At 32.1% G+C, this 21,347-nt stretch carries 26 protein-coding genes and 1 tRNA gene; 16 read left to right on the top strand and 11 right to left on the bottom strand.

Going from position 1 to position 21,347, the window contains the following annotated elements:
• Positions 1–32: 32 nt before the first annotated feature.
• Entirely contained in the window at positions 33–1,805 is a 1,773-nt protein-coding gene (locus tag OEM44_07200) for a M3 family oligoendopeptidase (GenBank protein ID MDH3516585.1), read from the top strand.
• A gap of 126 nt (positions 1,806–1,931) precedes the next feature.
• Here the strand turns inward: OEM44_07200 and OEM44_07195 are convergent, their stop codons facing one another.
• The gene (locus OEM44_07195; protein ID MDH3516584.1) at positions 1,932–2,492 is read right to left on the bottom strand and encodes a hypothetical protein; all 561 of its coding nucleotides are present in this window, start codon (positions 2,490–2,492) and stop codon (positions 1,932–1,934) included.
• A gap of 584 nt (positions 2,493–3,076) precedes the next feature.
• Complete coding sequence (locus OEM44_07190; protein MDH3516583.1) at positions 3,077–3,265, bottom strand: hypothetical protein; 189 nt, start codon at positions 3,263–3,265, stop codon at positions 3,077–3,079.
• Between the two features lie 332 nt (positions 3,266–3,597).
• On the opposite strand from OEM44_07190, the gene OEM44_07185 reads away from it, so the two are divergent.
• A complete protein-coding gene (locus OEM44_07185; protein ID MDH3516582.1) occupies positions 3,598–4,746 on the top strand; it encodes a hypothetical protein in 1,149 nt (382 codons plus the stop codon).
• Here OEM44_07185 and OEM44_07180 read toward each other — a convergent pair whose 3' ends face one another.
• Both OEM44_07180 and OEM44_07175 read right to left on the bottom strand, forming a co-directional pair.
• Positions 4,747–5,310: an arginine decarboxylase, pyruvoyl-dependent gene (locus tag OEM44_07180; GenBank protein MDH3516581.1), complete on the bottom strand. Its 564-nt coding sequence runs from the start codon at positions 5,308–5,310 to the stop codon at positions 4,747–4,749.
• A gap of 114 nt (positions 5,311–5,424) precedes the next feature.
• A complete protein-coding gene (locus OEM44_07175; protein MDH3516580.1) occupies positions 5,425–5,652 on the bottom strand; it encodes a hypothetical protein in 228 nt (75 codons plus the stop codon).
• Positions 5,653–5,775: 123 nt separating this feature from the next.
• Between OEM44_07175 and OEM44_07170 the strand changes: the two genes are divergently transcribed.
• The 7 genes from OEM44_07170 (at position 5,776) to OEM44_07140 (ending at position 10,804) form a co-directional block, all read left to right on the top strand.
• Positions 5,776–5,853, top strand: a tRNA-Thr gene (locus OEM44_07170).
• 182 nt (positions 5,854–6,035) lie between these two features.
• Entirely contained in the window at positions 6,036–6,836 is an 801-nt protein-coding gene (locus tag OEM44_07165) for a DsbA family protein (protein MDH3516579.1), read from the top strand.
• A gap of 102 nt (positions 6,837–6,938) precedes the next feature.
• Complete coding sequence (locus OEM44_07160; GenBank protein ID MDH3516578.1) at positions 6,939–8,255, top strand: DEAD/DEAH box helicase; 1,317 nt, start codon at positions 6,939–6,941, stop codon at positions 8,253–8,255.
• A gap of 51 nt (positions 8,256–8,306) precedes the next feature.
• Complete coding sequence (locus OEM44_07155; protein ID MDH3516577.1) at positions 8,307–8,540, top strand: Lrp/AsnC ligand binding domain-containing protein; 234 nt, start codon at positions 8,307–8,309, stop codon at positions 8,538–8,540.
• A gap of 549 nt (positions 8,541–9,089) precedes the next feature.
• Positions 9,090–9,731 carry a hypothetical protein gene (locus OEM44_07150; GenBank protein MDH3516576.1) on the top strand — a complete coding sequence of 214 codons (642 nt, stop codon included), beginning with the start codon at positions 9,090–9,092 and terminating at the stop codon, positions 9,729–9,731.
• A 96-nt stretch (positions 9,732–9,827) separates the two neighbouring features.
• Positions 9,828–10,118: a hypothetical protein gene (locus OEM44_07145; GenBank protein MDH3516575.1), complete on the top strand. Its 291-nt coding sequence runs from the start codon at positions 9,828–9,830 to the stop codon at positions 10,116–10,118.
• On the top strand, positions 10,115–10,804 hold the full coding sequence (locus tag OEM44_07140; GenBank protein MDH3516574.1) for a hypothetical protein: 690 nt from the start codon (positions 10,115–10,117) through the stop codon (positions 10,802–10,804). The genes OEM44_07145 and OEM44_07140 overlap by 4 nt, the downstream gene beginning before the upstream one ends.
• Before the next feature lie 32 nt (positions 10,805–10,836).
• On the opposite strand, the gene OEM44_07135 is transcribed toward OEM44_07140, so the two are convergent.
• On the bottom strand, positions 10,837–11,295 hold the full coding sequence (locus OEM44_07135; GenBank protein MDH3516573.1) for a hypothetical protein: 459 nt from the start codon (positions 11,293–11,295) through the stop codon (positions 10,837–10,839).
• A gap of 74 nt (positions 11,296–11,369) precedes the next feature.
• Here OEM44_07135 and OEM44_07130 point away from each other — a divergent pair, with 74 nt between their 5' ends.
• Positions 11,370–11,672, top strand: coding sequence for a hypothetical protein (locus OEM44_07130; protein MDH3516572.1), 303 nt, complete (start codon positions 11,370–11,372; stop codon positions 11,670–11,672).
• Between the two features lie 354 nt (positions 11,673–12,026).
• On the top strand, positions 12,027–12,347 hold the full coding sequence (locus OEM44_07125) for a hypothetical protein (protein ID MDH3516571.1): 321 nt from the start codon (positions 12,027–12,029) through the stop codon (positions 12,345–12,347).
• Here the strand turns inward: OEM44_07125 and OEM44_07120 are convergent.
• A complete protein-coding gene (locus tag OEM44_07120) occupies positions 12,344–14,371 on the bottom strand; it encodes a thioredoxin domain-containing protein (GenBank protein ID MDH3516570.1) in 2,028 nt (675 codons plus the stop codon). The two genes, OEM44_07125 and OEM44_07120, sit on opposite strands and share 4 nt — an antisense overlap.
• Before the next feature lie 42 nt (positions 14,372–14,413).
• Positions 14,414–14,647: a hypothetical protein gene (locus OEM44_07115; GenBank protein MDH3516569.1), complete on the bottom strand. Its 234-nt coding sequence runs from the start codon at positions 14,645–14,647 to the stop codon at positions 14,414–14,416.
• A gap of 225 nt (positions 14,648–14,872) precedes the next feature.
• Here OEM44_07115 and OEM44_07110 point away from each other — a divergent pair, with 225 nt between their 5' ends.
• From OEM44_07110 to OEM44_07100, 3 genes are read left to right on the top strand one after another with little or no spacing between them, the layout of a single operon-like run.
• Positions 14,873–15,907, top strand: coding sequence for an alcohol dehydrogenase catalytic domain-containing protein (locus OEM44_07110; protein MDH3516568.1), 1,035 nt, complete (start codon positions 14,873–14,875; stop codon positions 15,905–15,907).
• A 36-nt stretch (positions 15,908–15,943) separates the two neighbouring features.
• Complete coding sequence (locus OEM44_07105) at positions 15,944–16,096, top strand: hypothetical protein (GenBank protein ID MDH3516567.1); 153 nt, start codon at positions 15,944–15,946, stop codon at positions 16,094–16,096.
• Between the two features lie 33 nt (positions 16,097–16,129).
• Entirely contained in the window at positions 16,130–16,363 is a 234-nt protein-coding gene (locus tag OEM44_07100; GenBank protein MDH3516566.1) for a hypothetical protein, read from the top strand.
• Here the strand turns inward: OEM44_07100 and OEM44_07095 are convergent.
• Positions 16,353–16,844 carry a hypothetical protein gene (locus OEM44_07095; protein ID MDH3516565.1) on the bottom strand — a complete coding sequence of 164 codons (492 nt, stop codon included), beginning with the start codon at positions 16,842–16,844 and terminating at the stop codon, positions 16,353–16,355. The two genes, OEM44_07100 and OEM44_07095, sit on opposite strands and share 11 nt — an antisense overlap.
• 120 nt (positions 16,845–16,964) lie before the next feature.
• Here OEM44_07095 and OEM44_07090 point away from each other — a divergent pair, with 120 nt between their 5' ends.
• Entirely contained in the window at positions 16,965–17,213 is a 249-nt protein-coding gene (locus OEM44_07090; GenBank protein ID MDH3516564.1) for a hypothetical protein, read from the top strand.
• 1 nt (position 17,214) lies between these two features.
• On the opposite strand, the gene OEM44_07085 is transcribed toward OEM44_07090, so the two are convergent.
• Positions 17,215–17,901 (bottom strand): hypothetical protein, encoded by a 687-nt coding sequence (locus tag OEM44_07085; protein ID MDH3516563.1) that lies wholly within the window; start codon positions 17,899–17,901, stop codon positions 17,215–17,217.
• 104 nt (positions 17,902–18,005) lie between these two features.
• Here OEM44_07085 and OEM44_07080 point away from each other — a divergent pair, with 104 nt between their 5' ends.
• On the top strand, positions 18,006–18,209 hold the full coding sequence (locus OEM44_07080; protein MDH3516562.1) for a hypothetical protein: 204 nt from the start codon (positions 18,006–18,008) through the stop codon (positions 18,207–18,209).
• A 272-nt stretch (positions 18,210–18,481) separates the two neighbouring features.
• Here the strand turns inward: OEM44_07080 and truD are convergent, their stop codons facing one another.
• Both truD and OEM44_07070 read right to left on the bottom strand, forming a co-directional pair.
• Positions 18,482–19,678: a tRNA pseudouridine(13) synthase TruD gene (gene truD / locus OEM44_07075; protein ID MDH3516561.1), complete on the bottom strand. Its 1,197-nt coding sequence runs from the start codon at positions 19,676–19,678 to the stop codon at positions 18,482–18,484.
• Positions 19,675–21,279, bottom strand: coding sequence for a lyase (locus OEM44_07070; GenBank protein ID MDH3516560.1), 1,605 nt, complete (start codon positions 21,277–21,279; stop codon positions 19,675–19,677). Before OEM44_07070 ends, truD begins: the two co-directional genes overlap by 4 nt.
• Between the last annotated feature and the right edge of the window lie 68 nt (positions 21,280–21,347).

Here is a 21,347-nt window from a genome sequence, read left to right as displayed (position 1 = left end):
CATTTTTTAATAGTCAGAAAATAGAAAAAAGTGTGACAGAATACCAACTTGGGAGATGGGATTTATCGGAATTAACAAAGAATCCAAAAAGTCCTGAATTTCAAAAGCGGATTAGGGAGTTAGAAAAACAGGCAGAAAAATTTGAAAAAATAAAATCAAGGTTAGACCCTAAAATGTCATCAAAAAAGTTTTTGAGTATTTTACATGAAATAGAAGAAATATCTGAGAAAATGAGTAAAATTGGAGGTTATGCATCATTATCATATTCTTCAGATACACAATCAGATGAAGCAACATCATTGATGACAAGAATGTCAAAGTTAGGTTCTGAGATTTCAAACAAAATATTATTTTTCGATTTATGGTGGAAGATGCAAATTGACGAGAAAAATGCAAAAAGGCTCATGAAAGATGCAGGAGAAATTACAGAGTATTTATCACATAAAAGATTATTTGCAAAATATGCACTAAGTGAACCAGAAGAGCGAATCATCAATACGTTAGATGTAACTGGAATTTCAGCACTTGTAAAGTTGTATGATAAGATTACAAATGTGTTTGAATATAAGATGAAGATCGGAAATAAAACCAAATCAATGACAAGAGAAGAGATTACAAATTATGTAAGAAGTGCAAATCCAAAGATCAGAGAAACAGCTTATAAAATAATCCTTACAAAATATTCAGAAAACAAAGGAGTTGTAGGAGAGATATATCAAAACATTGTTCTTAATTGGAAAGATGAGGGCATGGATATTCGTGGATACAAAAGTCCAATTTCTATGAGAAATATTGGAAATAATGTTGACGATAAAACTATAGAGTCACTTCTTTTGGTGTGTAAAAAAAATGCCCCCGTCTTTCAGAAATTCTTTATTCAAAAAGCAAGAATGCTAAAGATGAAGAAATTGAGAAGATATGATTTGTATGCACCCGCAGCAATAAACATAAAAGAAAAAAATTATTCATATAACAAATCAGTAAAGTTAGTTTTTGAGTCATTTGGAAGATTCAGTGATAGATTAGAAGGATATGCAAAAAAAGTATTCAATGAAAACCATATTGATTCAGAAGTAAGACAAGGTAAGAGAGATGGTGCTTTTTGCAGCACGCTGACTCCAAAAATCACGCCATATGTACTCGTAAACTTTACTGGGAAATCAAGAGATGTTTTCACTCTTGCTCATGAATTAGGTCACGCCGTACACAGTCAAACAGCACAAGATAGATCAATTCTTGTTCAAGATGCACCGTTACCATTAGCAGAAACAGCATCTACATTTTCAGAATTATTACTGTATGATAATATCTCTGAGAAAATTTCAGATGATGAAAAGAAGATCATGTTATCAGAGAAGATAGATGACTTGTATGCAACAATTCTCAGACAATCATTTTTTACAATCTTTGAAGTAGATGCTCACAAGCAGATAGGAGATGGAACTACAGTTGATGAGATTTCAAAGACATATTTGCAAAACCTCAAAATGCAATTTGGAAATTCAGTTGGACTGTCTGAAGACTTTGCAATAGAGTGGAGTTGCATACCTCACTTTTACCACACGCCATTTTACTGCTACGCTTATTCTTTTGGAAACTTGCTTGCAGTATCGTTATTTCAAAGATATAAAAAAGAAGGAAAAGACTTTGTTCCATCATACATAGATATTCTTGCAGCAGGAGGGTCTAAAAAACCTGAGAAACTTCTTGCAGAACATGGGTTTGATATTAGGTCTCCAAAATTCTGGCAAGAAGGTTTTGATTACGTTAGAGATCAAGTTAAAGCATTATCAGTATTAAATTAAATTTTTTAATAAATGGGGCTGACAGTTCAACGCATGAACTGTCAGCTTGTTCCCCGAACGGTTTGAATTCGATGTCACTTCAAATTTAACTATAATCTGATTTAAATGTTTGAAATTATTTTAAGACTATTTTTTTGATCTAATTTTTCTGATAGTACCAACTAGAATACCTATAGTGATTCCTAGCTGATAAAGAAAATACAATAAAACCTCAAATGTGCTAGGTGTAAGATCGGTAAACCTACTAACAGCAGTCAGTATAAGTAATAGAGCGCTAAAAAAGAAAACAAAGAGTTTTGAAATTATATTCAGATGTATAAATTTCAAAACAACAAAGCTCATCACAGTTACAGAAATTGCTAACACAGTAAGAAAACCAGTATTCATACCAAAAATTAAAAATAATGTAGACACTAGTTCATCAAGATTACTTGCAGGTAAATTTGAAATAACAATTTTTTCAGGAGATGCAAAACGAGGTACACTAAGAATAGCATTTATCAAAAATAATACAAACAAAGTTACTGATACTTTCTTGAGATGATTTTGTAAACGTGGAAATCTAACAAGAATCGCTCGTCCCAAAATGATCCCTTGAAACAAACCAATTCCAGATGCACTCAAAACGGCAATTAATTGAACTATAGGATGCTGAAAAATATCAACAGACAATGGAATAAGGGCCAACTATCTAGATGACAACATAGATGTGAATATTAATTATAACACAAGATAGAGTTATGAAAAGAAAACAAACAAGAAAAATTAAAAATAAATTTAATAATTTAGAATTGGAAAGCATTATGAAATCACCTGTTTTTTATTTTTATTAAATTAAATTAGAATTTGATTTTATTGAAAATTTTGATTTGAGATATAAACATCAGAAGGATTTATGAATAATCCAGGTTGTTATTAAATAGAAAATTAATCTGGAAATAAAAACAATAATTATGATCACATCTGTAATCTTTGCATCAGTATACTATAGATAACAGCTAAATCATCTTTACAGTAAGAATAGAACATAAAGAAATTAAGATAGCCAAACTATTTCTTTTTTATCAATCACGCGAGAGAGTAAATTTAGAGATTAACAGTGGATGTAACAATTGATCTTGAATATATCTCTCAAGCATACAATGGAATCATGAGTTTAAGAATATGTGTACATTGTAACAGGGAATATGAGTGCATTTAACAGAAGGGTATGTTCTGAAGAGCGTAACCGTTGAAAGTATCCTAGTCTTATTTTGGGAGTTAGTTGTAAATTATTTTATTTGTTTCCGAGATTCTTGTTCTGTGACGTGATCATTTTCTTCTTTTAGATGTTCCAATTCGATTTTACCTCTTCTTGGACTCTTACAATTGGGGCATGCTAAGAATATTTTGCCTGCTGTAAGTTTGGTGAATATAATTCCACATTCCTTACATACTCGTAAATGCTCAAAATATGCCATTATGTGATGTTAACATATTGGGATTTTTAAAGAATTGCATATATTGGAAAATCTTTTACTAAACAAAGTAAAAAGTAAATGAGGAAGAAAACATGACAAAAGTTAGATTATAGATTCAATATCAGGATAAAAAACTACATGATATTATGAGAAAGCAGCATAATTGCAAACTTTTTGATAAATCATGAAAATAATAAGGTCATACAATCAAGATTTGTATCAAATGTACTAATCATTATTACAGTATGCTGTACCAAAGAGGATGATGATCATAAACTCCTACACGACTGTTAATCAGTAAATTTAATATTTTCATCACAAAGTGTCAACTTATGTTAAAAATACTATTTACAATTATAATGATAACATTATTAGGAATTTCAGTAAATTATTCATATTCACAAGAGGTAGGACTTGCTACATTTCAAGAGATGGCACAGGTATTGATAGACAAAAGCATATCTCAAAATGTCACAGCATCAATAACATTGCAAAGCACAAGTATTCAGGAAATAAAAATTCCATCAGAATTAGAGAAAAGAATAAGAGAAAACGGGAACATATCAGCAGTAATAATAACAAATCAAAACCAATGTATTTTGGGAGTTGATAATCAATCATGTATTTTGATAAATGTAAAAAGAAATCAGGCAGATAAAAATTTCTTACAGATTCAAAATAGAACACTAATGGTATCAGAACAATTCATTAGTGAAATAAACGAGGTGTTTGACACAAAAGCCAAAAGGCATTCTACATTTATCCATAGTAATGATGAAACAAGTGTTGCACTAGATACATCAGGAGTGGTTTCAGGTAAAGGAACTATCTCAGCAGTATATACCATGCCTATGGAGGAAACATCCTCGATGTATGAAAAAATATCAGCTATTTTAATCCCAAAAATAATTAGAGATTCAGGTGGATTTTATGATGTTGCAAAAAATCTTTCAAAACAAGATAATGCAAAAATGACATTCTCAATAATTCCAAGTGAAGATATCTCATTACTTCAACTGAGAGTTTCAGCAAATTATCCACAAACAGCATCAAAAATTAATGAGGTAGATCTTTTAGAATTTTTGAAAACAGACAAATTAAAAAGATCAGATTACTTTTCAGCAGGGTTTTATCCATTGAATTCTCTAATCCAAGTAGTAGTATTATCACCCGAAAGCACAAATGTTTCAGACGTAAAAGGAAACATAATTCCAACACAGATCATAAATGATGAAAGAATACCCACAGATATTACAAAAAAAGGATGGGTTTTTGATCCTGAAGAAGGGAAACGAATTCAAGGAAAATATATTTTTGGTAAAGACACAACAGTAAGTAAAGACGAATTAATGTTTTCACTGGGCGGAACAGATCTTCAGACTGAAAAACCAGTATTTGATGAATCTACAATAGTAATAATCATCATCACAATAGTTGCAATTGCAGCTGCAGTGTTTTATCTTAAAGGATATAGAAAATAATTACAATAAAAGAACAGCTGCTGCAAACACAGTTGTCCATTTTCCATCCTTGTCACCTTTTGTTGATTGTGTAATGTTTTGAGTTTTATATATTTGCCCAGAAATTGACCACTGTTGTCTTTTTTCATCCCAGTCTTTGTCAGCATCAAATGGAATACCTAAAGAAGAAGCTAACATTTGAGCTGCAATATCTTCGGCATAATCACCTGCTTGAGTTTCATTTTGACCATAAGACTCGTATTCAGACAGATAACCATATCTACTTTTGTCTTTTGGTTGTGCAATTCCTACAGATGCAGCACACATTCTATGAGGTTCATTAGTTTGATTTTTTGAATAAATCGTAAACAGAATCTGACCAGGTGAAATTGCTTTAAGACCTTCATTTCTAGAAACCAGTTTAGCATATGGGGGGAAAATACTTGAGATCAGTACAAGATTAGTTCCTGCAATCCCTGCATCTCTTAAAGCATATTCAAAACTTGTTAATCTATCTTCATGCACACCTTTGCCTTTTGTAAGAAATAATTTTTTGGCAACTAAGTCTAGCATTTCTGAATTCATGAAAGGAAGTTCTTATTTATACTTTAATTGAAGAGATAAAAAATATTTTGTGATATAGATAATTTTTTCATTTTTATAACACAAAGTAAAACAGCATAAATTAAAAAAAGACACTTAATTGCCTTTGCGCTTTTTCTTTCTCTTATCAGGCTCTTTTTTAACCTGGGTCAAAAAGACAAACGTGAAGAAAGCCCCCAAGCTAAAATTAAGTACACCCATGAAAGTTATAATCATGACAGAGTTAGGAGGAGCAATAGTTAATCCAACTATCATACCAGTAACACCAGTTGCATAAAACATAATCATTATAATCTTAACTCGAATTGGTTCGATGTATTTCATAAAGGATATCAAAAATAGGCATTATTATAAACTGCCTATAATATGAATAATTTTCAATTAAAATGGTTCAGAGACTTACCACCGGTAACATTTTAAAGCTTCAAAAAGGCCATTTTAATTTGTGCCAATGTAGCTCAGCCTGGTTAGAGCGGCTGATTTGTAATCAGCAGGTCGTGGGTTCGGATCCCGTCATTGGCTCCACTTTTTGTGTTTAAAGTATATGTTTTATGCATGTGCACATTGGTATAAAATAGATTCAGAGGGAAAAGATGATGATAGTTCATGAAACTTTCTAATTTAATCTAGCCATTAGTTTTTAAATTTCTCAAAAAATAAATTACCATACAATACGAATAAGTATACATTACTTTTAAAAAAAGATAATGAGTTCGGACGATGTTGAATTAAATCAAAATAGACAGAACATGTCTGTGAAAAAAACTACGTTTAACGTGTTAATTATAATGTTAATAGCAGTTGTAGGGATTGCAGCATTTTTTGCAGGATCATATACAAGTTTGAGTTCTAACCAAATAGATCAAGAAGATCTTGATAGGGCAATTGCAAAAATAGAACTCAAAATATTAGAAAATCAATTACCTTCAAAACAACCCACAGCGGCAGTAAAAATTTCAATAGATGACGATCCAATAATAGGAAATACGGATGCGCCTATTACAATAATTGAATTTTCAGATTTTCAATGTCCTTTTTGTGCAAGATTTCATACACAGACACTCCCATTGATTCTTGAAGAATATATTCAAGAAGGAAAAGTAAAACTGGTTTTTAGAGACTTTCCAATCCAAAGCATTCATCCAAATGCACTTCCAGCTTCGATGGCAGCAGAATGTGCAAACGAACAGGGTAAATTCAGAGAAATGCACGACATGTTGTTTGAAAATCAAAACAAATGGGATAAACAAGATACTGGGAATGCGCTTGCTTTGTTCAGTCAATATGCTGCAGTGATGAAACTAGATCAGGGCGTATTTGATGCATGTTTAACTAGTGGAAAACACATCGAAGAGATTAGAAAAGATCTTGACGATGGAAGAGATTACGGGGTTTCAGGGACTCCAGGATTTTTTGTAGGAAATGATCAGATAGGGTATGTCGAATTAAAAGGAGCACAGCCATTTGAAAGTTTTAAAAAAATAATTGATGCGCAATTAGACACATGAAAAATAACAAGCGTTTATTAGACCTTTAACGACACATTAAATATCGGAATAATGACGAGTGGCAATGCGCTTTTTCGTCATTGCTTAAGGTAAGAAAATAAAATGACAAAATTTCAAGATTTAGGATTAAACGACAACATACTAAAAGGAATTAAAGAACAAGGATTTGAAGAGGCATTTGCTATTCAAGAAGCAGTAATTCCAGTATTACTTTCAGGAAGAGACGTTGTAGGACAGGCACATACAGGTTCTGGTAAAACTGCAGCATTTGCATTATCAATGCTACAGGGGATTCAACCAAAGAAAGGAATCCAAGGATTAGTAATGGCGCCTACAAGAGAATTAGCAATGCAGATTACTGAGGAGGTTAAAAAATTTGGGAAATACACAGGAATTAGAATAGCTACAATTTATGGTGGTCAAGGTATGGGGATACAATTAGATGCTCTTCATAGAGGAGTGGAGATTGTAGTTGCAACACCAGGTAGACTAATAGATCATCTCAAAAGAGGATCAATAGAGCTGAGAGACATAAGCCATATTGTTCTGGATGAAGCAGATACAATGTTAGACATGGGTTTCATTGATGATATTCAATTTATTTTAGATTTAGCACCAGAAGACAGAGTAATGTCATTGTTTTCAGCAACAATGCCAACTGAGATTCTAAGACTATCAGAAGATTATCTTAAAAATCCAAAACAGTTCCTCTTAGATGCAGATGATCTAAGTGGAGAGGGAATTGATCAATCATTCTTAGTGATAAAGGATCGCGATAAATTCAAGTACCTTTTAGATTTTATCAAACCAACAAAGGGTCAATGCATAGTGTTTTGTTCAACAAAATATAGAACAAGAGACGTTGCAAAGTATCTTCATCAGGAAAAATATGATGCAGTTGCAATAGAAGGGGACATGTCACAACATAGAAGAGAACAATCCATGGCAAGATTTAGAAATGGAAAAGCAGACATTCTAGTTGCAACAGACATTGCATCAAGAGGGATTGATGTTCCAAGAGTAGAATTAGTAGTGAATTATGACATTCCAAATCAAGAGATGGCGTACTTCCACAGAATTGGAAGAACCGCAAGGGCAGGGGCAAAAGGTAAAGCAGTCACATTTGTTTCATATTCGTCAGTAGGAGATTGGAATTTAATTAAACGTCAAATTAAAGTTCCTATTAGAGACTTGAATCAAGAGATGGGAATTCAAATTTCAATTCCAGATCCTCTAAAAAGACAAACACCATCAAGAAGATACGGAGGTCAATCAAGATCAAACTATTCTAGAGGTGGACGATCTGGAGGATATGGTAGCGGGTCTAGAGGAGGAAACCCAAGAGACGATAGAAATAGGAAGAGAAGAACAGATAGCGGGGAAAGTAGAAATAGTTACGGCGGACGTAGCAGATGGTAACACTGTAAAACTTAAAGACTTGAACTTTTTAAATTATATCAAGAGCAAATTATGCATAAAGGATTTATTTTATTAAATTGCGATCTAGGCTCCGAAGAATATATCGTTGACGAATTAAAACAAATGCAAAATGTCACTAACGCGTATCTTACCTTTGGGGCATATGATGTTATTGCCGAAATTCAAACACAAGATCAAGAAGGATTTGAAAAAGTAATTGCAACAATCAGGAAATTATCAAGAGTAGTAAGTACAATGACGCTAAATGTGGTTGACTCAGAATAATAGACATAACTAATGATCTAATTTATTAAGAAAATCAGACATTAGCACAGAATTTAAGGTGTTTAAGAATTTTTAATTATTTATTTTTCTGTGAGAATGGGAATTCAATTTGTGCATTACTAATTCATATCTAGAAATTATTTTGCATCAATCAAAATTTAATTGTAAATGCTTTTGGTAGTATTGAGTTAAAATTCGTACGTGGGTTTATTTTTTCCTTTAACATTACACACATCATTAATTAGATTTGATGTATCAGTAAGAGAAACATTGTACAATTCCATTATTTACCATATATGATAAAATTAGTATGTGTATGTCAATATCGCTAAATGGAATTTATTGTGTTTTAATCACAACAAAGAAGTAATGTATAATCAAGATAGTTAAATAAAAGAAATTAATTGTAATTCAAACCAACGGTTTGATCAGACAGGCTAAATAGATCAATCAATTACATCAAAAATTATCATTGCATTGAAAATATTATTCAGTTTGTGTACTTTTATACACTGTGGAGGATTAGAGAAAAATTTCTATAAAATCATCATGCCAACATTTCAAGACAATTGGAGTAAGCCATTAAAACCTGGATTTAATGAACAAATTCATGGCATGATAAAAAAAGAACCACCTCTAAAACCACGAATACAACAATCAGTTGGAAAACTTGGTCAAACAATTTCAAAGATTGATCATATGCACAAAAAACTACAAGAAAAAGATGCAAAAATATTTAGACGAATTGTAGAGGCTCAACAGCGACATGACAGAGTTGCAGGCAAAATTCTTGCAAATGAGCTTGTTGAATTAAGAAAAAATGAGAAACTAATAGGCAATCTCAAATTATCTCTTGATCAAGTTCAATTAAGATTGTCAACTATGAACGAGCTTGGAGATGCGATGGTTACAATAGGACCTGTAATTGGTTTAATGCGGTCAATAGGACCAGCAATAGGTAAATTCATTCCGCAAGCTGGAGCTGAATTTGAAACAATGTCGGAACTTTTAGGAGGAATGACAACAGAGTCATTTGGTGGAGGCTTTGAATTAGATAGTTCAACAAATGAAGAAACAGAGATTATTCTAAAAGAAGCAGCCGCTGTTGCAGGAAATAGGATAGGAGATAAATTTCCATCAACACCATCATCAATCAACAATGGTTTAGAATCAAAAATAAATGAATTCTAATTCCATTTTCTTTTTATTCATGGTTTCCATCTTGAAAGGATATCAATTAAAAATAACAGAATAATTGTTATATGAGTAAGAGTGAGATTTTTCAAATTGAAAAAAATTGATTATGAGGGAACAGTTTGGGTTTTAAATTACAATAATCCAGTACCGCTTTTGGATCATGCAATTCACATGTTAGAAAGACACGGAGTTAAGCGGGAAGATATGACTATTACAGAAACACCAATTGCTAAAGTAGGTTCCATAGTAGTTGAAATTTGGCCTTATGAACTAGTAATTGGAAGAGTCAGAACAATTAGAAATGAATCATTTATCAGCGGTACTGAATTTAAAATAGAATTAAAACTAGACGAAGATGGAAACTATATAGATTATCTTTGAAAAAAAACAAAATTCAGAACATCATCATCATATCTATCATGATAATCATCATATTATCTATCATAGGATATAATTATTCAGTAGATCAAACCAAGCAAAAAGGCTTTCAATTTGGAACAGAGTTAGCACAAATTCAAGATGATGTTACACAATTACAAGTAAGATTTTATTCTGAGAAAAATAAATGGGATGAAGGAGATATCACAAAAGATGACCTTCTAAAATATTATGAGAAACATGTCAAAGAGTTTAAAGAAATTATTTCTAGATATGATAAATTGACGCCACCAAAACTATTTGAAAGTTCAGTAGAGCTATTCAAATTATCATCTCAGACACAATTGGAAAGTGATGAAGAATATATCAAATGGATAGTAACAGGAGATGAATCAGCAAAGATAAGATCAGACACACAAATTCAAGAGGCATACGAATATGAGAATTTAGGATTATTAGAATTTCAGTCAGCTAAGAGTGGTGTAAAAACTTATGATGAATCAGAGAAATTTTCTCCTCCACAAGGAGGCTTGACACAAAAAGTGTTTCAGATATACGAAAATATGAAAAATGAGTGTAACTCACAATTTAAAAACGAATTAGGAGAATTTGATTCTAACCAAACTGAAATTGATTGGTTTAATTGTTTTAATGATGCTGAAAAATGGAAATTAGAACATCTTCCTTGAATAAATGGATTAATCCAAAAAACACCAGGCAATCACAAGAGTTCAAACTTTTGTAACAAATCCATAGTGGGAGAAAGTTCATCTTGAAGAGGTATTTTATCCAGAGGTGTAGGTTTTGAGAACTTGACAGCAAAGGTAATAGTCAACATGTCTTGATCAGTGTGAGATATTCGAACAGAGTGAAACGGAGGTTTTATTTCAGATAAGAACTCCTTCCATTTTTGTAAGTGAGTATTTACACGAACTACATTTTCTTCTATCTTAGATATGGACGTATCCAAATCAGTATCAAATAATCCAAATTTTACAAGTGGCACCATAATAACCCCACCTGAAATTAAATCATGGTTTTTCATCATGGATAAAGTTATTTCTTCATAATTCTCCTTTGGGAAAATATCGCCATAGTCAGGATCAAAATAGCCTGCAATCAATTTTTTGGAGTCGTATATACGAAAAAAATCTTCATCAGATTCTAACTTCCACAACACATAGAAAATAATTCATGAACAAATAAAGGATTAATCAAAGACAATTAAATAAACTAGAAAATGAAGAAAAAGTAATGACCATTTCAAAAGAAAACAGAGATTTTGTAGATAGTTTAATAGATTATTACATTAGTGAATCAGAGTCATATAAGCAAATTGCAGAGAATTTTGTACCAGAAATCGAATCAATTCCAGATACGGCATTTGGAATAATTACAGGATGTGTGTATTCTGGATTTTTACAAGCATACCAGAATCAGCATCAAACACCGGGATTGGAAGATATGCATGAATTCAACCAGATTATTAAAAAACGAGCCCCATTAATCAAAAAATCTATTCTTAGCCCCAAACTAGAAAATGTTAAAAAAGAATAGATCCAAAAATAGAGAATTTTTTTCAAAAAAAGGTTTAATTTAAAAGAGAGTTCATGCAAAAACCGGTTCTTGTTGGATGTCGTTTTTCACTATAGTCATGGGTATTAATACAAATGCACATATGATAACAAAAAGATGTGTTTTCCTATTAAAACACATCTAGAGATTATCAAAAAACATTTCAAAGAAAAATACATACAGTTTAATTCTGACCACGTAAATTTAGAGTCATGAACATAGATGGAAGTAAAATTATCTTTGCATTAGGAATATCATCAGCAGTAGTAACTGCAGTAATTGTATTGTATTTTTCAATACGCTAAAGATAAATCATCAAAAAATTGTAACAAAGCAATGACAGATACAAATGAATTTAGAATTACACAGATAGTAGATAATGGTCAAATAGCTCAACTAACATTAATTGAAAATGTATCAACTGAACCAATTTCACAAAAACAGATGATAATAGATAATGTCTCAAAAAAACTTGATGCTGAAACTAAAGAACAAGTTATGCCATTGTTAGAGGCAATATTACAAGCACAACCAACTGTCAATATCAAGTCATATCAACAAACACAGATTACAATAGCAATGCCAAAATCAAGGTATGACAATATGGGAAGACCTCAAGTTGGAAGCATGATTGAAGTAGATTTGAAAAAAATCTAAAGATTGGAATTTACTTCATCAATAGTATGTAACGGTAAAGAGCAAGTAAAGTCTTTACAGATAAAAACAGATGTCTTTTCTTCAAAAAATTTGCCTGTGAAAAAGGGAAATTCAGAAAGACCGTTTAATTGATCTGAATTTTGAATCATAACCATAATTGAATTAGGCAAATATTTCAATAAGAGGGATTCCTGGATTTCTGAATTTTCAGTGTTGATGATAGTAATCTCAACAGGTTTTTGAATAAAAAGGGAAATAGTATTTAACAAATAGCCAAAACCAAAGGGATTTTCTGCAGCTATTTGTGCCTGAGATTCCATTATTTTTGTAGCAATATCTAGGAATTTTTGTTGCTGTGAAAAATGGTACAATTTTAACAATACAAATGCAGAGACTGAATTTCCAGAAGGCAAAGACAAGTCATAATTGCTTTTTGGTCTGATGATTAGTTTTTCATGATTATCAGAAGTCATAAAGAAGCTACTGCTGCTTGGATCCCAAAAATGGTCTATTAAATAATTTGTCAGACTCAAAGAAAGTTTAAGATATTTGGGATTAGGTTCAATCTCAAAAACATCTAACAATGCATTAATAAAATAAGAATAATCTTCTAGGTAGCCATCTATTTTTGCAATATTATTTTTGTAAGTTCGTCGTAATTTATCATCTACAAGAAGATGCTGTTCAATAAACAATATACAATCTTTTGCTGCATTTAGGTATCTGAGATCATTTGTTACACGATAGCCTTTTGCAAATGCAGTTATCATCAAAGAATTCCACGAAACAAGTATCTTATCATCTAAACCAGGAGGGATTCTTGTGGAGCGAACTTTTAATAATTTTTCAGCACATGAATTTAAAATCTTGTGAATTTCTTGTTCTGATTTTCCAAAATTAAAAGCAACAGTTGAGATATTGAGATTGTTACACAAAATGTTATCTCCCTCCCAATTACCACCATCAGTCACATCATAGTATAAACAAAAAATATCCGCATCACTTCCAAGGATTGCTTTAATTTCACTCTTCTTCCAAACATAGAATTTTCCTTCTACACCATCAGAATCTGCATCATATGCAGAATAGAATCCACCTTCAGGAGAAGTCATCTCACGTAAAACAAAGTCCAAAGTTTTTTGTAATACTTCAAGATAGAAAGGATCTTTTGTTATTTGGTATGCTTCTACATAATTGACAGATATCAATGCATTGTCATAAAGCATTTTTTCAAAATGAGGAACCAACCATTTTGCATCAGTAGAATATCTATGAAAACCACCTCCAATTTGATCAAAGATTCCACCTTTTGCCATTTTGTTAAGAGTCTTGAGCGCAAATTCATTGAATTTAGAAAGACCTGTAAGGTTGGCATATCTAAACAAAAATGAAATATTTGCAGCATTAGGGAATTTCGGTGCAGAACCAAATCCACCATAGGTCACATCACCCAATTGGAATAAATTCATTGCAGCCTCATCAAGAATTATTTTTTCCAGTTTTGAGGGAGTATGAATTATTTCAGTTTTGTGTAAAGCGTTTAGAAAATTCTCTGCAGATTTTTCAATATCTTTTGGTTTTTCCTTCCATGCTTGAGAGAGTTGCCTACAAATACTTCCAAATCCAGGACGGCCATAAGAATCCAATACAGGAAAATAAGTTCCAACATAGAATGGTTTTTGATCAGGAGTAAGAAAAATACTCAGTGGCCAACCACCTTGACCAGTTGCTATCTGACAAACTTTTTGATAAATATCATCAACATCAGGTCTTTCTTCTCTATCTACTTTGATATTTACAAAGTTTTCATTCATAAATTTTGCAACCTCATCATTTTCAAAAGATTCATGTGCCATAACATGACACCAATGACATGAGCTATAACCGATACTGAGAAAAATCGGTTTGTTCTCATCTTTTGCTTTTTTTAAAGCCTCATCGTTCCAGGCATACCATTGTACAGGATTATGTGCATGTTGAAGTAAGTAAGGACTTGTTTCATGAATAAGGTTGTTTTCTACCACAACTGATCAAATTCGTTAGAATATTTGTACCTAATTGACAGACTAATCCCAGATTCCTCTACCTTCGGTTAATTCGTAAATTCTCACATTAATTTTTCTAAGTAATTTTACTTTAGATTTATGAGCTTTTTTATCATGACTGTAATCTTTTTTTTCAACCAATTCCTGTAATCTTTTTAATTGATCCAATGAAAGATTTTTGAATTCATTTTTAGAAGATGTAATCAAACGCAATAATTTGACTCTCTCACGATCCTCATCTGTAATTTCAGACATGTTATTACATTCAATAGGGTTCTTTATTTTTTTAATGAGTTTTGGTAATAAAGTGTAATCTCAAGTGGGTTAGAAAATATGATTTTATCTTCAATTAACAACATTCCAGATATCCAGCCTTGAAAACCTATGAGTTACAGAAGGATGTATTTTCAATCTAATCAGGTAGCCAAAAGTAGGGTGAGATTAGCGAATCTTAAAATCCCATGTGCTATTTGGAATAACATGGAAAAGATGCGTGCAATGGTACTTGAAAAATGCGCAGCGATTGAGACAAATCCGTTAAAATTAAAACACATTAAAAAGCATGAAATTAAAAGACCTAATGAGATTTTACTAAAAATAGAAGCGTGTGGAGTTTGTCATTCACAACTTCACGGAATAGAAGGAGACTGGCAAGATATTGGAATTCCGCCTTCACTTCCCACAGTTCCAGGTCATGAAATTGTAGGAAAAGTGATTCAAGTCGGAGACAATGTAACAAAATTTAGAGTAGGCGATAGAGCAGGAATCACACCACTCTTAGAAGCATGTAAGAAATGCCAATATTGCAATGAAGGAAAAGAGTATCTTTGCGAGTCATCAACAATCACAGGTGAATCATTCAAAGGAGGGTATACAGAATACATTACAGTGGTAGATGATTTTGCAACCAAAGTTCCAGAAAACATGAAACCAGAATATGCAGCACCGTTATTTTGTGCAGGTATCACGGCATATAAGGCAGTTAAAGCTGCAGAACCAAAATTACATAAAAAAATAGGAATCTTTGGAATTGGAGGAGTAGGTCATATGGCAGTTCAATTTGCAAAAGTTGAGAATTGTGATGTAATTGCATTTTCTAGATCAGAAAAACATCTTAAGATTGCAAAAAGATTAGGTGCAGTGGATACAATGATGTTTTTAAAAGACCAGAAAGAATTTTTAGACAAATTAGAAGAAAAACATGGTTTGTTAGATGCTGCAATAGTATTTGCACCAGCAGATATTGTTACAGACACAGCAATCAAATCAATAAAGAAAGGAGGACTAGTAGTAATTGCAACAGTGGGAGAAAGACCTGCATTTATGGCATTCGAGGAAAAGACAATTAGAGGTACACTGATAGGTTCAACTAAGGATATGGAGCAAGTTATCAAAATATGTGATGAAAAGAATATCGAAGTGGTTTATCAAATATTTGCATTAGAAGATGCAAATGAAGCTCTCAAAAAATTGAAAAATTCAGAGATTGAAGCTAGAGCAGTTTTAATTCCTTAACTTGCAGATTAAATAAAGGATAGAATGATTTTAGATATGAATTGCAGCCGATGTCATCATACAGATGAGGCACACATACCAAATAAACAGAGTAATTCAATCATCAAAGTAGGAAAATGCCAAATTCCAACATGTGTGTGTCAGCAATATCTAGATCCAATTCAAAAGATCGATGAAGAACTCTTGTAACGATTAATATATTAAAATTGTTTCAGGTAGTTTATGGATAAACATAAACCATCAAATGAAATGATAAAAGATCTCGATAATGTGTTATCCAAGTTGAATGCCATGGAAATTGTTGCCTCTGATGATCATCAAAAAAATTCAGTTAAAGTGATGAGAACATTAGTTGAAGGGCAAATACATGCAATTAACGAATTTCAACATCTGAAAAAAGCCATAGACTTGTTGACCTTACAATTGTTTGATGTTCAAAATAAGGTTAACAATTAAGCTTTGTATCACTTAACCCACAGTTTACACAACGAAAGATAGTAGATTTTTCAAGAATTTGTTCGGATTTCATATCAGAGCCACAGCAGGGACACACATATTTTGGTTCAGACTTTTCAGATTTTCTCACTAAATAATCCGGTTTGATTTGAGGAAGATCATCCAAATTACAAGGAGGTTTGTAATGAATCATTATTTTATTTAGGATATTTTTTCGGTGTATGTCACTAGAGTCAAACAATGGCAATATTGCCAAAAATAATGATTTTTCAGAGCCCGAATGTTTTACCCAGCATTTGAGATTAGGATGCTGAACAAAAAAAGACTTTTCGTCAGTCTTGGAGCAGTCACCAACATACAGAATATTGAATTTATCCTTATCTCTTGAAAGAATTAGATAGACTAATTTTTCCATGGGCGGCCCCCACTCATCAAGAGAAATGGGCCCAAGAAACTCATATTGAAGAATTTGTATACTCAATGAGATTAATTTGAAGACTTTTCTTTTTAGCTTTTCTCAAAAATCATGCTAGTATTACAGATTTGATCGCAAAATCTACACTTGAAAAGATTAAATTCAAGAGGGATTGATCTTCCATAAATGAAAGAGTCTCACAATTATGCACAGGTAGGTTATAGTATGATCGTAGTGTCTGCAAGCCTTGCTGCAATTGGAATTATCGCATTATTTATTGGCGCCGACGGTCTTCTAGCAGATAATATGCAAAGGGAGAATACATATCATTTTAACGAATGTAAAGAAAATGATTTCAAAACAGAAGGGTGTGAGAAGTACTGGGATCGAATAAACAACGAGATCTCTGGAGTTTATGTAGACCTAGAAGAATAATCTAAAAACCATTAGCAAAGTCTTCAAACATATTTTGATTCTTTGTAAGTCTATTCATTGCAAAGAATGCACCACCTACAATTCCGGCTTGATAAAATGTATACAAGAAAACACCTGAGGATGTTGGATCAGATTGTGTGAAACTTAACACAAGCATTGTAAAAAATACAAAAGTACCAACAAAAGTTACCACCCTATTTACAAATCCAGTATCCATACCAACAATTCTTTTTGTAGCCCCTGCCATTAAACCAATACTAGTAATTATTAGAAAAGTAGCTCCACCATTTGAAGTTATGAAATTATCTAACCAAGATAAAAGACCATCATCTAAAATAGACACCTGTGGCATTATACTACCTCCATTTAGGGCAAAATTTACAGAGCTAAACATCCCACCCATAACAAAAAAGAACAGAAATATCTTTACAATCGATCTTTTTATTGGACTTCGAATTTCTGATGGTTTCACAGCACGTTCAGTAATTCTCACGCCATAAAGAAAACCTACAGCTATAGCTGGAATAAACATGATATTTATCAGAATAGGAGACTCTTTGTTAATAGCCTCTATCTGAGGATAAAATATTAAAAATAGGATTATCGCAAGAGATGCTGCCGAAATAAACAGTATAAAACCTACATAGCTGTGACCATTTGATTCATAGATGTCATTCCAATTAGACATTTTATAGAGTCTAAATAAAATAATTAAAAACCAAATCAAGAAATGATTTGGTCAAATGATCAATTCTGTTTACCCTTTTTAATACAAAGAACGAATAGATATTTGTGAGAATAGGCAAGACAATAACAATAATAGGGATCACAATACTGATTTCCGGGACAACTTTTCATCTTCAAGGACAATCAATGATAGGTCCTGAGACATCTTTTATGTATTCAAATCCAGATTGGGTAACATATGGAATCCAAATTGTAATTATAGGGATAATCACAATGATAGCAGGAGTTATAGTCAACAAGAAAAATTAATCAAGTAAGAGTGGTGGTACTAAATTTTGGTTTTTCGATTTTAAAGATAATAATTTCAGTAATTGGTACAGATCGTCTACAACAAATTCAGATATAATATTACACCTACCATAAGTAATGAAATAACTTTTGATTTCAGGATTTTTTAATTGATGGTAAACATACTGATCTTAGATGATATTACAGATTATATCATGCATATGTTTTTAATCTAAATCAAATCTCCGTAAAAATATCTACTTAAAGACACCTAAAATATCCTTCCAGATGGATCAAAAACCAGCAGAGATTGGATCTTGAGGCTTCATAATTTCTCGCAACAAAATGGTTGCAAAGGAACCTCTTGACAATGAAAACTCTACAGTATTTTCATTTGCTGAATAATCAGAACAATGAATTGTAGCTTGCCGAAAACCACCTTCACTACTTACTTCTTGCATCTCTTTTATGAAAAAATCTTTGGGTGAAATTTCTTCTTGTTGCAATATTTTAGATATTTGATAGTCAAAACGTGTTTTTTTGTAATAAGAATAACCAACAAAAGGTAATGCCAAATTCTGGTCCAATCCTTTCACATATTTTCCAATTATCCCATTAAAATCAAAACAAACATCACCAGATTCTGCTTCAAAGAGATTTTCACCATCTAAAAAAACATAACTTAGAGACTGATTAAAAATAAAAGACTGGTAAGCTTGAATATAAAAACGCCTTAAAGATACAGGGATTTTTCTGATTGCACGAATTGGTTCACCATGATCAATCATCTCTTTTAGAACAATTCTTTCAATATCCATTTGTGGTGGAACTTGATCAAAATATTTTTTATAATTTTTAGAGTCAGATAGTTTTTCACGAATCTCAGTATTTTCTTTTGAATCATAAATAGATGTAAAACATAAAATTAATTCAATTGCTTTTTTAAAATTCCTTTTTAAAAGTGCCTTTCCAATTAGGTGAGTCACAGCTCTTTTTGAGCCAAAACGCTGATAACCATAGAAATTTAGAATTTTGTCATATTCAATAAAAGAAGACAATGAGTTTGAGCACTCAGAGATTTTAATTTTAAAATGATTTCCAATCATATCTTTTTTTGACAATGGTTTTTTTACATAACCGATCTTTTCAAGAACATATTTGTCAGTAGAAAAAATTTCAATTGCCCGTCCTTTATTATCAGAGCATACAAATTGTTCAGTAAGGGCAGAAGCGTCTTTCAATCCAAGAGATTTTAGACGTATTCCTTTTTTGGCAAAAATTTTAGATAGAGCATGATTAGTATCAATGTTTTTCTTTTTTAACTTGTAAACGGCATAACCATTCTGATCAATTATAGAATTTTCGACTTTTTTAGAAATTAATTCGCTTACTTGAAAATCATCAACAGACACTCTTATTTTTCCTCCAATTCCAGCAAAGGTTGTACTGTAAACTGAAATACCAATTTGGGAATCTAAGTCTGGTATCACTCTATTGTCACTGTGATAAATTTACTGATTGCAACATCAGATGTTTGTACACCAACAAGTATTTTGTATATTCCAGGTTCAGCATCATCTGATGCATGGATGATAGTAGTGATTGGATAAGGAGTATTAGAATCTAATTGAAATGATTCAGGTGTGTTATCTAACAGATCAATATTTAGAAAATCACGAGTAGATGACAGAATCAAGGAAATACCCAATAGATCTTTTTGTGATTTTGGAGATATAATAAACTCAAAATCTTTTGAATCTCCAGGAGAGAGGGTCAAGGTATTTGATCCTAATTGAATATCTAGAGGTAGTTCTATAGATGTATCAACAACACCAATGTTATTTTCAACCCATTCGGTAAACCATATTTTTGTACCATCTACAGTAAAATCAAAAATTTGAGCAATACCGCAATCTGCTAACATCATACCAGTTCCAGGATCACAATCGCCCCAGTAGGGGTTTTTTGAAGGAACATGGTATTCTACAAGTGATTGAGATTCAGGATCCATCACAGCAATATTGTTTGCAGTTTGGGTATTGAAAACAATTCGTCCTTGATCATCGGATTCAATCCAGTAAGGTCTAGAAATAGGGGTTTTGACAATTCCTGTTTGGTTGCCATATGTATCAAGTAAAGGATCTGATGTCACGTATTGAGTGAATTCTTTGGTTACAGGATCAAAATTAAAGAAATACGAGGAAGTTGTATCTGCAAGCCAGATGGTTCCATCATTTGCAACTACAGATCCATTAGGAGTGAGTAATTCTACAGGCAACTCAAAGATTTCAATAAAATCAAGTAAAGGAAGTAATTGTTCTTTAGAGTTTGAAACAGCATTAAAATATCCATTTTGATCAAATTTTACTAAAACTCCACCTTGCTGGAATAACCAATTTGTGAACCATACATTGTTACTTGCATCTAGTGCAAAATCGGCAGTTACTGAATCATCAACAGGAGATGGAATGCTAAGATAGTTAATCTCATCTCCAGACTGTGTTGGATCCAAGAATGTTAGTTTGTTTCCAGTAAAATCATTAATTATTATCTGAGACCCATAAACTTGGAGCTTTTGCGGCAGTGAATTTCCTTCTGATGGATATGATAGTCTTTCATATTTTTCATCAAGGGTTGAAAACTTCCATACAGAATCATATGTTTCATCAGTAAACCAAACAGAGCCATCTGGGGCATAATCAATTCCCCACATCATTGAACGGCCACCTTTTGGCCATAATGGATTATCATATTCAGTGAAAATCTGGGTATTAGGATCAAATTTTGCTACTTTGCCTGTATTGGTTTGAGTGAACCAAACATTTCCATCATAATCAGTTACAATAGCTAATGGATTGGTACATAACGTAGGAATAGAAAATTCTTGGACATAATCAGTTGATTTTGCAGTATTAGATCCGCAAAACTGTGCACGCTGTGCATCGGGAAAATTATCAGCAGGAGTTCCAGTAATTGTAATTTCAGAATTTTCAGATGATGTAGGAGTATTATTTAGAAGTACACCAGCAGTCAAGGAAGTCAACATAATTGTTGCAAAAAATATGGAAACAACCACACCAATTTTCTTCATAACTAAACAACCACACCAATTTTCTTCATAACTAAAAAATCACCAAACCTTGTTATATCTCATTCCCA

Source organism: Nitrosopumilus sp., assembly GCA_029862745.1.
GTDB lineage: Archaea > Thermoproteota > Nitrososphaeria > Nitrososphaerales > Nitrosopumilaceae > Nitrosopumilus.
This window is presented reverse-complemented; position numbering and strand designations above follow the sequence as displayed.